Annotated in this window: 12 protein-coding genes; 11 read left to right on the top strand and 1 reads right to left on the bottom strand. The window is 73.4% G+C overall.

From position 1 onward, the window contains the following. Positions 1-158: 158 nt before the first annotated feature. Positions 159-1,199 (bottom strand): LacI family DNA-binding transcriptional regulator, encoded by a 1,041-nt coding sequence (locus ACH4B3_RS15430; RefSeq protein ID WP_398463540.1) that lies wholly within the window; start codon positions 1,197-1,199, stop codon positions 159-161. A 369-nt stretch (positions 1,200-1,568) separates the two neighbouring features. On the opposite strand from ACH4B3_RS15430, the gene ACH4B3_RS15435 reads away from it, so the two are divergent. The 11 genes from ACH4B3_RS15435 to ACH4B3_RS15485 all read left to right on the top strand — a co-directional run bounded on the left by ACH4B3_RS15435 (position 1,569) and on the right by ACH4B3_RS15485 (position 11,001). Then, a complete protein-coding gene (locus tag ACH4B3_RS15435) occupies positions 1,569-2,840 on the top strand; it encodes an MFS transporter (protein WP_398463333.1) in 1,272 nt (423 codons plus the stop codon). A gap of 9 nt (positions 2,841-2,849) precedes the next feature. Further along, positions 2,850-4,211: a Pup--protein ligase gene (gene pafA / locus ACH4B3_RS15440; RefSeq protein WP_398463334.1), complete on the top strand. Its 1,362-nt coding sequence runs from the start codon at positions 2,850-2,852 to the stop codon at positions 4,209-4,211. A gap of 183 nt (positions 4,212-4,394) precedes the next feature. Next, a complete protein-coding gene (locus ACH4B3_RS15445; protein WP_398463335.1) occupies positions 4,395-5,396 on the top strand; it encodes an FKBP-type peptidyl-prolyl cis-trans isomerase in 1,002 nt (333 codons plus the stop codon). 54 nt (positions 5,397-5,450) lie between these two features. Next, positions 5,451-5,822, top strand: coding sequence for an FKBP-type peptidyl-prolyl cis-trans isomerase (locus ACH4B3_RS15450; protein ID WP_398463336.1), 372 nt, complete (start codon positions 5,451-5,453; stop codon positions 5,820-5,822). A 134-nt stretch (positions 5,823-5,956) separates the two neighbouring features. Further along, positions 5,957-6,955 carry a helix-turn-helix transcriptional regulator gene (locus ACH4B3_RS15455; RefSeq protein WP_398463337.1) on the top strand — a complete coding sequence of 333 codons (999 nt, stop codon included), beginning with the start codon at positions 5,957-5,959 and terminating at the stop codon, positions 6,953-6,955. 20 nt (positions 6,956-6,975) lie between these two features. Beyond that, positions 6,976-7,947, top strand: a complete 972-nt coding sequence (locus ACH4B3_RS15460) for a helix-turn-helix transcriptional regulator (protein WP_398463338.1) — start codon at positions 6,976-6,978, stop codon at positions 7,945-7,947. Positions 7,948-7,960: 13 nt separating this feature from the next. Next, on the top strand, positions 7,961-8,209 hold the full coding sequence (locus tag ACH4B3_RS15465) for a hypothetical protein (RefSeq protein ID WP_398463339.1): 249 nt from the start codon (positions 7,961-7,963) through the stop codon (positions 8,207-8,209). Between the two features lie 55 nt (positions 8,210-8,264). Beyond that, the gene (locus ACH4B3_RS15470) at positions 8,265-8,471 is read left to right on the top strand and encodes a hypothetical protein (RefSeq protein ID WP_398463340.1); all 207 of its coding nucleotides are present in this window, start codon (positions 8,265-8,267) and stop codon (positions 8,469-8,471) included. A gap of 257 nt (positions 8,472-8,728) precedes the next feature. Continuing rightward, positions 8,729-9,004: a Sec-independent protein translocase subunit TatA gene (gene tatA, locus ACH4B3_RS15475; RefSeq protein WP_398463341.1), complete on the top strand. Its 276-nt coding sequence runs from the start codon at positions 8,729-8,731 to the stop codon at positions 9,002-9,004. A gap of 78 nt (positions 9,005-9,082) precedes the next feature. Further along, entirely contained in the window at positions 9,083-10,048 is a 966-nt protein-coding gene (gene tatC, locus ACH4B3_RS15480) for a twin-arginine translocase subunit TatC (RefSeq protein WP_398463342.1), read from the top strand. A gap of 62 nt (positions 10,049-10,110) precedes the next feature. Further along, entirely contained in the window at positions 10,111-11,001 is an 891-nt protein-coding gene (locus ACH4B3_RS15485) for a diacylglycerol kinase (RefSeq protein WP_398463343.1), read from the top strand. Positions 11,002-11,129: the final 128 nt, after the last annotated feature.

An 11,129-nucleotide genomic window follows, 5' to 3' on the forward strand; every position in this document is an offset into this window, starting at 1 on the left:
GCGGACCCGCCCGCGGGCGGGGCCGGCCGCCCGGACGCCGGCCCGCGGGGCCGCGGCCCCCCCGTGGTGTGACCCCCCCGGCGGGGGCCCGGCGGCCCCCCCGGCCGCCGGCCCCCGGCCGTATGCCGGACCGGCTGCCCCGGCCGTGGGCGGCTCCGTCAGGGGCCGGTGGCGGCGCTCGGGCGGGCCGTCGACCCGCGGACCACCAGTTCCACCGGCACCTCCCCGCCATCGCTGCGCCGGCCCTCCACGACGGCCAGCAGCGCGCTCATCCCGCGAGCCCCCACCTCCTCGGCGGGCAGCCGCACGGTGGTCAGCTCCGGTTCCAGCGCGGAGGCCAGGGCCAGGTCGTCGAAACCGGTCACCGACACGTCGTCCGGCACCCGCAGCCCCAGTCGGCGCGCGGCCTTGCAGGCACCGGCGGCCAGGATGTCGTCGTCGCAGACCAGGGCGGTGGGGGCCGGTCCGGGCCCGGACAGCACCCGCTCCGCCGCCCGCCGCCCGTCCTCCACGCCGAGCGCGGCCCGCTCGGTCCGCAGCCGGGTCCCCGGTACCCGGCCGAGGGCCTCGGCGAGCGCGCCGGCCCGTACCCGGAAGGTCCAGGAGTCCACGTCGGCCGCCAGATGGGTGATCCGCCGGTGCCCCAGGGCGAGCAGGTGCTCGGCGACCCGGCGCATGCCCCCGGCGATGTCGGGGTTCACCGTCGCGTGCGCGGCGGCGTCCGACGGATCGCTGTCCAGCATCACCAGCGGCAGCCCCCCGCCGCGGACCGCGGCCAGCGCCCCGGCGGCCATGGAGGAGGCGATGATCCCGTCCAGGGAGGCACGCGCCGAGTCGAACGGGTCGCGGGCCGGGCCGACGCCCTCCGGGGACGGATAGAGCACCACGCCGAAGCCGTGTTCGGCGGCGACCCGGGCGGCACCGGTGTAGACGCGGGCGAAGAACTCCGTGGTCAGCGCGGGGACGACGAGGAGCACCGTCCGGGTGCGGCCCAGCCGGAGGTTGCGCGCGGCGAGATTGGGCCGGTAGCCGAGTTCCCGGGCCGCGGAGCGCACCGCGTCGGCGGTGCGCGGCGAGACCCGGCCGCGCCACTTGTCCCCCAGGACCAGCGAGACGGTCGCCTGCGACACCCCCGCCACGCGCGCCACGTCCTTGCTCGTCGCCCGCCCGGCGAGGGCGGTCGGAACCTCCGCCGCCAGGTGTCCGGCCGGTCCGGTGGGCGCCGCGCGGACCGCTCGCGGCCCGGCCCGGCGGGCCACCCGGGGCGGGGTGTCCTCCGCCGGCCTCCGGTCACCGCCGGGTCCCGCGGTGTCGCCGGCGCCCTCAGGGCCCGGCCCGCGCCCGTCGTCCTCCCGGTCCCGGCGCGCGGGCGCGTCCGGCGGGAGGTCCACGGCGTGCTGCCCCGCCGCCGGGCGCTGGTGATCCGCGCCGCTCGCCATGTGTCCCGCTCCCCGCTCGCCCGTCGCGGGCGCTTTCCCGGTGGACCCGCGGTGAGCTGCCATGATACGTATGACGCCTGAGGTTATACGTAAAACCTCCGGTCGTCGCCGGAGGGAGAGGAGCGGGCGATGGCCGCCGGCTACGGAGATCTGCTACGCACCCGGTACGCGGCCCGGCTGCTCACCGGCACGCTGATAGGGCGGCTGCCGAACGCCACCGCCGCCCTCGCCGTGGTGCTGTTCACCCGGGCCGAGGGCGGCAGCTACGCCCTCGCCGGCGCGCTGTCCGCCGTCTACGGGGTGGGCAACGCCGTCGGCCAGCCGCTGCTGGGCCGGGCGGTGGACCGGTTCGGCCAGCCCCCGGTGATGCTCCCGGCCGCGGTGCTCTCCGCGCTCGGCATGATCCTGTTCGCCCTGGTGGGCATCGAGCCGCTGCCGGTGGCCTACGCGGCCATGCTGGTCGCCGGGGTGTTCACACCACCGCTGGAGGGCGGTCTGCGGGCGCTGTGGCCCGGTGTGCTGCGCCGGGACGACCGGATCCACGCCGCCTACGCGCTGGACGCGGTCGCCCAGGAGGTGATGTTCTCGGTCGGCCCGCTGCTGGTCACCCTGCTGGTCGCCGCCTGGTCGGAAGCGGCCGCCCTGCTGATCATCAACGTGGTCGGGGTGGCCGGCGCGCTGTGGGTGGTGGTCTCGCCGCCCTCCCGGCAGTGGCGCTCGGCGCCGCGTGAGGCGCACTGGCTCGGGGCGCTCCGCTCTCCCGGCCTGCTCGTCCTCCTCGGCTCGTTCTTCTTCGTCGGCATCGCCCTGGGCTCCATCGCGGTCGCCGCGGTGGCCTACGCCGACGACCACGGCGGCGGCATGGTCTCCAGCTACCTGCTCTCCGCGCTCGGCGTCGGGGCGCTGGTGGGCGGCGTCTGCTACGGCGCCCGGCAGTGGTCCGGCTCGCCCGAGGCGAGGCTGCGGGTGCTGGTGGCGGCGCTCGCGGTGGGCTACCTGCCGCTGGTCCTGGTGCCCGGGGTGGCCGGCATGACCGCCCTGACACTGCTCTCCGGAGTCTTCCTGGCACCGGCGCTGGCCTGCGCCTTCGTCGTCATCGACCGGCACGCGCCGCGGGGCACCGTCACCGAGGCGTTCTCTTGGCTGGTCACCACCTTCGTGGTGGGCAACGCGGTGGGCACGGCCGTCGCCGGACCCGTCGTGGAGGCGGGGGAGGTCGTCGCCGGCTTCGCGGTGCCGGCCGTGGCGGGCGGGCTGGCGGCCCTGGTGCTGCTGGCCGCCGGCCGCTTCCTGGTGCCGCCGCCGCGGCCCGCCGCCGACGCGGTGGCCGGTGACGTCCCGGCGGAAAATGATCGAAACGGTGCTGTCGAACCCGGTTTCAGAGCAGGCCATCAGGCGTAATGTTCAGTCATGGACCGCCGCATTTTCGGGCTGGAGAACGAGTACGGCGTCACATGCACGTTCAGGGGACAGCGCCGACTGTCTCCTGACGAAGTGGCGCGGTACCTCTTCCGCCGTGTCGTTTCCTGGGGCCGCAGCAGCAATGTCTTCCTGCGCAACGGCGCCCGCCTCTATCTCGACGTGGGCTCGCACCCGGAATACGCAACTCCCGAGTGCGACAACGTGACCGAGTTGGTCACGCACGACAAGGCGGGCGAGCGCATCCTCGAAGGACTCCTCGTCGACGCCGAGAAACGCCTGCACGAAGAAGGGATCGCGGGCGACGTCTACCTCTTCAAGAACAACACCGACTCGGCCGGGAACTCCTACGGCTGCCACGAGAACTACCTGGTGGCCCGGCACGGGGAGTTCTCCCGCCTCGCGGACATCCTCATCCCGTTCCTGGTGACCCGGCAGCTGATCTGCGGCGCCGGAAAGGTGCTGCAGACCCCGCGCGGTGCGGTGTTCTGCGTCAGCCAGCGCGCCGAGCACATCTGGGAGGGGGTCAGCTCCGCCACCACCCGCTCCCGGCCCATCATCAACACCCGGGACGAGCCGCACGCCGACGCCGAGCGCTACCGCAGGCTGCACGTCATCGTCGGTGACTCCAACATGTCCGAGACGACCATGCTGCTCAAGGTCGGCGCCACCGACCTGGTGCTGCGCATGATCGAGGCGGGCACCGTGATGCGCGACCTCACCCTGGAGAACCCGATCCGGGCCATCCGGGAGGTCAGCCACGACATGACCGGGCAGCGGAAGGTGCGGCTCGCCAGCGGGCGCGAGGCATCCGCACTGGAGGTGCAGCAGGAGTACTACGAAAAGGCCGTGGATTTCTGCGAGCGCCGTGGAATCCGCACCGGAACCGTGGAGCGCGTCCTGGAACTGTGGGGCCGTGCCCTGGAAGCCGTCCGTACGCAGAACCTCGATCTCATCGACACCGAGATCGACTGGGTGATGAAATACCGGCTGATCGAGCGCTACCGGGCCAAGAACAACATCACCATGTCCCATCCGCGGATCGCCCAGATAGATCTCGCGTACCACGACATCCACCGCCGGCGGGGGCTGTATTACCTGCTGGAGAAGCGCGGCCAGGCGGCGCGCGTCTGCAACGACCTGAAGATCTTCGAAGGCAAGTCGGTGCCGCCGCAGACCACCCGGGCCCGGCTCCGCGGCGATTTCATCCGGCGGGCGCAGGAGCAGCGCCGGGACTTCACGGTGGACTGGGTGCACCTCAAGCTCAACGACCAGGCCCAGCGCACGGTGCTGTGCAAGGACCCGTTCCGGTCGGTGGACGACCGGGTGGAGAAGCTCATCGCGGGCATGTGAGCGGCGCCCCGCCGGGCGGGAGCGGCCCGGCACGCGGCCGGGCCGGGCCCCGCGCGGCCCGGCCCCACGGCCACCGGAAGACCTCCGGGCGCACACGGGCCCCGTACGTTCCTCGTACGGGGCCCGTGCCACGACGTAGAGTGGCGCGCATTGCCCCCGCAGGACTACCGAACGAGGATCTCCGTGCGCCGACGCTCCGTACTTCTCGCCGTGCCCGCCGGTCTGCTCGCGCTCGCGGGTTGCGGCAGTGACGAATCCGGCTCCGACAAGGGAGACAAGGCGTCCCCCTCGGACCCCACCGGCCAGACCCCGTCGCCCCAGCCCACCGGCAAGATCGTGAACGGGCCGCTGCCCGAGGTGACCGGCGGCACCAAGTTCGGGGAGAAGCCGAAGATCGCCAAGGGTCCGGGGGAGCCGTCCGCCGACCTCGCCGTCAAGACGCTGATCGCCGGCCGGGGCATCTCCGTCACCAAGGGCGACTTCCTCCAGGTCAACTACCTGGGTCAGATCTGGAAGACCGGCAAGGTCTTCGACAACTCCTACGACCAGGGCAAGCCCGCGCTGTTCCAGATCGGCACCGGCCAGGTCATCCCGGGCTGGGACCAGGGCCTGGTCGGCAAGAAGGTCGGCAGCCGCGTCCAGCTGGCGATCCCGCCGGAGCTGGGCTACGGCAAGCAGGGCCAGCCCCAGGCCGGCATCAAGGGCACCGACACCATGGTCTTCGTGGTCGACGTCATCGACACCTTCTCGGCCACCGCCTCGGCCAAGGGCGACACCGTCGCCCAGGACAACATCGACCTGCCCAAGGTCGGCGACAAGACCGACGGCAAGGCGCCGGACATCACCGTCCCCAAGACCGACGCGCCGAAGAAGCTCGTGTCGAACTACGTCATCGAGGGCGACGGCCCCGAGGTCAAGGCGACCGACTCGGTCCTGGTGCAGTACAAGGGCGTGCTGTGGGACGGCGGCAAGGAGTTCGACTCCAGCTACTCCCGCAAGCAGCTCGCCCAGTTCTCGCTGCAGCAGGTCGTCAAGGGCTGGTCGCAGGGCCTGACGGGCAAGAAGGTCGGCAGCCGCGTGCTGATCGTCGTGCCGCCGGAGCTGGGCTACGGCAAGCAGGAGCAGCAGGGCATCCCGGCCGACTCCACGCTGGTCTTCTCGGTGGACATCCTGTCGGCTCTGTAAGTCGGCTCTGTAAGACTGTGCGGGTTGCCCACAACGTAACGAGGAGCAATTTTCGTGAGCATCGACAAGCCTGAGGTCGACTTCCCGGGCGGCGAGCCGCCGGCCGAGCTGCAGATCAAGGACATCTGGGAAGGCGACGGCCCGGTGGCCAAGGCCGGGGACAGCGTCTCCGTGCACTACGTCGGCGTCTCCTTCAGCACCGGCGAGGAGTTCGACGCCAGCTGGAACCGGGGCACCCCGCTGCAGTTCCAGCTCGGTATCGGCCAGGTCATCCCGGGCTGGGACCAGGGCGTCCAGGGCATGAAGGTCGGCGGTCGCCGCCAGCTGATCATCCCGCCGCACCTGGCCTACGGGGACCGCGGCGCCGGCGGCAAGATCGCGCCGGGCGAGACGCTGATCTTCGTCTGCGACCTGGTCGGCGTCTGACAGCCGGCCGGTGACGACCGAGGGCCCCCGCCGACCGGCGGGGGCCCTCGGCTTTCACCTTCCGTCCCCGGAGCGGTACGGTCACCGTCGAGGAAACCCACGAGCTGCACGCAGAGAGGGCGAGAGGCGCGTCGATGGCGATTGCCAAGGCCGAGCGGCTGATGAATCTGGCGCTGTGCCTGCTGGGGACGCGGCGCCCGCTCACCAAGCGGGAGCTGCGGGCCTCGATCGAGGCCTACCTGGAAGCGGGCGCGAGCGCCGCGGGCCCCGACCCCGCCGCCGCGGCCGCCCGGGACGAAGCCTTCAACCGCATGTTCGAGCGGGACAAGGAGGACCTGCGGGAACTCGGCCTGGTCATCGAGACGGTCGAGGGGCTCGACGGGGAGACCGGCTACCTCGCCCGCCGGGACAGCAACCGGCTGCCGCCCATCACCTTCGACGCCGAGGAGGCCGCCGCCCTCGGCCTGGCCGCCAAGGTCTGGCAGCAGGCCCGGCTGGCCGGTGCGGCCAGCGGCGCGCTGCAGAAGCTCCGCGCCGCCGGGATGCCGCTCGCCGAGGAACCGTACGGAGCCCAGCCGCCCGGCGCGCTGGAGCCGCGGATCCCCGCCCACGAGGCCGCCTTCGAACCGCTGATGCTCGCCTGCCGGGACCGCCGCCCGGTGGTCTTCGACTACCGCAAGGCGAGCGCCGCGCAGCCCGAGCGCCGTCAGGTCGAGCCCTGGATCCTGGAGTGCTGGCGCGGCCACTGGTACCTCGCCGGCTGGGACCGCGACCGCCAGGCCGAGCGGGTCTTCCGGCTCTCCCGGATCACCGGCAAGGTGCGGTCCCGGGCCGGCGCGTTCACCGCCGACGTCCCCGACCACGTCACCGTCCGCGAGACGGTGGAGCGCTGGGCGGGCGAGACCGCCACCGGCACCGCCCGGATCCGGCTGCGGGCCGGCCACGGATACCCGCTGCGGGCCAGGGCGCTGAACACCCGTCCGGCCGACGACGGCTGGGACGAGCTGGAGATCCCGTACGGACACGGGCTGGACGCCTGGCTGGTGGAGCTGGGCCACGATGTGCTCGTACTGGAGCCCGCCGAACTGCGGGCCGATGTCATCGACCGGTTGCGCGCCGTCGCAGGCGGCTGAGTAGGGACGGACCGACTGCCATGGCCGGCAATGCCATTGACCAGACCCGCCGGATGCTCTCCCTGGTCACCTATCTCCGTGAGCGCCCGGGCGCTCACGTCAGCGACGTGGCCCGCGCCTTCGGCATCACCGAGGACGAGCTCATCGCCGACCTCGACGTACTGCCGATGTGCGGCACCAGCTTCCGCGGCGGTGACCTGCTGGACATCGACACCGACGGCGACCGCATCTGGTGGCACAACCCCGACGCGACCGGCACCAGCGCGGGCGAGCCGCTGCGGCTGGCCGCCGACGAGGCCACCGCGCTGCTGGTCGCCGCCCGGGCCGTCGCCACCCTGCCGGGCCTGCGCGAGGGGGACCGGGACGCGCTGCTGCGCGCCACCGCGAAGCTGGAGGCCGCGGCCGGTGAGGCGGCCGGCGCCAGCTCCCGGCTCTCGGTGATCTTCGAGTCCGAGGGCGGCGTCTTCGCCGACGTCGACCGGGCCATCGCCGAGCGCCGGCGGGTGTGGATCCGCTACTACTCCCCGGCCCGGGACGAACTGACCGAGCGGGAGATCGACCCGATCCGGCTGTTCGCCGTCGGCCACACCTACGTCGAGGCCTGGTGCCGCCGCACCGAGGCGCGGCGCACCTTCCGGCTGGACCGGGTCGCCGAGATCAAACTGCTGGACGAGCCCTCCGACCCGCCGCCGATCGAGCTGCGCGACCTGACGGACCTCTCGGCGGGGCTGGTGCAGACCGCCGCCGAGGACCCCGAGGTGATCATCGAGGTCGGCCCCGGCGGACGCTGGGTGGCGGAGTACTACCCGCACGAGGAGGCCGAGGAGCTGGGCGACGGCGGGCTGCGGATCACCCTGCGCACGTCCGACCCGGGGTCGCTGCGCCGGCTGGCGCTGCGCCTGGGCCGGGACGGCCGGATCGTCTCGCCGGCCGGGCTGGCGGACAGCGCGCGCGACGCGGCGCGGCAGGCGCTCGCGGCGTACGGCGAGTGAAGGGGCGTACCAGGTGAGCGCCGGAACCCCCGCCGAACCCCGGACCGTGGTGTTCAAGGCCGGCTGCCCGGAGTGCCGGGGCCGGTTCGAGCTGACGGCGACGGCGCTGCGGCTGGTGATAGGGGCCAGCGACCGCACCACCTTCTACTCCTTCACCTGCCCGGACTGCGCGGCGGCGGTCCGCAAGCCGGCCGGCGAGCGCATCGTGGAGCTGCTCACCGGGGGCGGGGTCAGCACCCTGCGGGTGCACTCCACGGCGTGACCCCCGGGCGCCGCCCCCGGTCCGGCGCCGGACCCGGCCCCGATAGGCTCCCCCCATGTTCTGGCCGATGCTCGCCATCACTCTCGCCTTCTGCGGAATCGCCGTCCTCGGGGTGCTCGCCATGCGGGTCTTCCTGGAGGTGCGGCGGCTGTCCCGGCAGATCGCGGAGAGCTCGCGACGGATCAACCGGGCGGTGGAGGACCTGGAACGGGCCGCGGTCCCGCTGGCGTCCCAGGTCGACTCGGCGCTCCGCCGGGACTGACCGGCGGCCCGGCGCGCGCGGCGGTCGACCGCCCCGGCGAAGGGTGGCGCGAGCCCGCGCGCTCTGCTGTCCGGTCCCGCCGGAGGGTAGGCTGCACAGGCAGCACTGACAGCGGCCCGGGCGCCGCAACCGGGCGTACGCACGGGCATTGCCCCGCGTTCACCCCTGCGGGTTACGATCGCTGACAGCACTAGCACGCCAGTCCGATCCCCACGGCAGGCAGAAGGTACGCCGCCCCGGCGAGAAGGTAGTAGTACATGAACCTGAGGCCCACCGAGATCATCCTGATCCTCGTCGTCATCCTGCTGCTCTTCGGTGCCAAGAAGCTTCCGGACATGGCTCGCTCGCTCGGCAAGTCGGCACGCATCCTCAAGAGCGAGGCCAAGGCCATGAAGAAGGACGACGAGGCGGCGGCAGGCGCCCCGCCCGCGGACTCACCGGCCCAGGACGCGCCGAAGACCATCCAGGCAGCGCCCGGCGACGTGACCAGCTCGCGCCCGGTCACCGAGCCGAACCGCACCACCCAGAGCTGACGCAGGCCCCAGAGAGCCGCCGCACCGACGCCGACCCGACGCGTCGGCGTCGGCCTTCGCACGAGACGAGGACGTGGGTTGCTCAAGTCTGCCCGCAAGCAGGAGAAGGACCCCGAGGGGCGGATGCCCCTCGCGGAGCATCTGCGTGAGCTGCGCAACAGGCTGCTGAAGTCGGTCCTGGCCATCGGTGTGGTGACCATCATCGGGCTGATCTACTACAAGCAGATCGCCGAGTTCATCACCGGGCCGGTGATCGACGCCGTCGGCTGCCCGGAGGGCCAGACCGTCGGACAGCAGCACAGCGAGCCCTGCGCGCAGATCACCGCCAACGGACTGCTCGCCCCCTTCACGATCATGCTGAAGGTGGCCCTGGCGACCGGTGTCGTCGTCGCCAGTCCGGTCTGGCTCTACCAGCTCTGGGCCTTCCTCGCACCCGGGCTGCACGGCCACGAGAAGAAGTACGCGCTGAGCTTCGTGGCCGCGGGCGTGCCGCTCTTCCTCGGCGGCGCCTACCTCGCCTACGCCATCCTGCCGACCTCCGCCGGGGCGCTGGTCGGCCTGACCCCCGAAGGCTGGGACAACCTCTTCCCGGCGGACGAGTTCCTCGACATCGTCACCCGGCTGGTGATCGTCTTCGGCCTCGCCTTCGAGCTGCCCCTGCTGCTGGTGCTGCTGAACCTTGGCGGTGTCATCACCGGCAAGCGGATGCTCGGCTGGTGGCGGTTCATGGTGGTCGGCATCACCGTCTTCGCGGCCGTCGCCACCCCCACCGGCGACCCGCTGACCATGTCGGTGCTGGCCGCGCCGATCGTGGTGCTCTACTTCGCCGCCACCGGGGTGAGCCTCTTCAACGACCGGCGCCGCCGGCGCCGGAACCCGGACGCCGGGCTCAGCGACGACGAGGCGTCCGAGCTGGACCTCACGCCCGAGCGCATCGACGCCGTGGAGCCGGTGTCCGCCTCCGGCGCGCTGCCCCAGCAGCCCGGCGGCCGGGCCGACCGCACCGACCCGGTCGCGCGGAACGGCTACGACGACATCACCTGATCCCGGCCGCCGATCCCGCCGCGGGCGGCGCCGGGACCCGGCGGACCGGATAGGGTCCGGCCGTGACGTGCGACATCACTCTCTTCGTCAATCCCACGGCGGGCCGCGGGCGCGGCGCGCACGCGGCACAGCCCGCGGCCCGGGTGCTGCGGGCCGCCGGCTACCGGGTCCGGACCGTGCTGGGCCTCGACGCCGACGACGCCCTGCGCCGGGCGCGTGCGGCGGTGGCCGGCGGCACCGGGGCACTGGTCGCGGTCGGCGGCGACGGGATGACCTCGCTCGCCCTCCAGGCGGTCGCGGACACCGGCACACCGCTGGGTGTGGTCGCGGTGGGCACCGGCAACGACTTCGCGCGGGCCACCGGGCTGCCGGTGCGCGACCCGGTCGCCGCCGCGCACCGGATAGCGGAGGCGCTCAAGTCGGGCGGCGGGCGCCCGGTGGACCTGGGAAGGGCCGGGGAGACCTGGTTCGGCACGGTGCTCGCCGCCGGTTTCGACTCCCGCGTCAACGACCGGGGCAACCGGATGCGCTGGCCCACCGGGCGGTTCCGCTACGACCTGGCGATCCTCGCCGAACTGGCCGCGTTCCGCACCACCCCGTTCCGGGTGCGCCTGGACAACGGCCCGGAGCAGCTGATCGACGCCACCCTGATCGCCGTGGGCAACACCGGATCGTACGGCGGTGGCATGCGGATCTGCGCGGACGCCCGCTTCGACGACGGCCTGTTCGACGTCACCGTCGTCGGCCGGTGCAGCCGGCGCACCTTGCTGCGGGTGTTCCCCCGGGTCTACCGGGGCACCCATCTGAGCCACCCGGCGGTCACCGTGCACCGGGTCCGCAGCATCACCCTGGCCGCCGACGGCGTCACCGGCTACGCGGACGGCGAGCTGGTGGGGCCGCTGCCGCTCACCGTCCGCGCGGTGCCGGGCGCGGTGCGGCTGCTGGGTGCCTGAGCGGTGGCGCGCCGGACCGCTGCCGCCCCGCGCCGGACGCCCCGGAACCGGGCCGCCGGGGCGCCCGCCGGGCCGCGCGGCCCGCGCCCCGGCCGGGCGGCCCGGCCCGCGCCCGGGCCCGGTGCCTA

The sequence above is a fragment of the Streptomyces sp. NPDC018031 genome, from assembly GCF_044327625.1.
GTDB lineage: Bacteria > Actinomycetota > Actinomycetes > Streptomycetales > Streptomycetaceae > Streptomyces.

Bases quoted from the DNA above. Each gene is read 5' to 3' on its own strand.
- ACH4B3_RS15460 (WP_398463338.1), top strand. From the start codon at position 6,976: ATGGCCGGCAATGCCATTGACCAGACCCGCCGGATGCTCTCCCTGGTC.
- ACH4B3_RS15470 (WP_398463340.1), top strand. From the start codon at position 8,265: ATGTTCTGGCCGATGCTCGCCATCACTCTCGCCTTCTGCGGAATCGCC.
- tatA (WP_398463341.1), top strand. From the start codon at position 8,729: ATGAACCTGAGGCCCACCGAGATCATCCTGATCCTCGTCGTCATCCTG.
- ACH4B3_RS15435 (WP_398463333.1), top strand. From the start codon at position 1,569: ATGGCCGCCGGCTACGGAGATCTGCTACGCACCCGGTACGCGGCCCGG.
- ACH4B3_RS15455 (WP_398463337.1), top strand. From the start codon at position 5,957: ATGGCGATTGCCAAGGCCGAGCGGCTGATGAATCTGGCGCTGTGCCTG.
- pafA (WP_398463334.1), top strand. From the start codon at position 2,850: ATGGACCGCCGCATTTTCGGGCTGGAGAACGAGTACGGCGTCACATGC.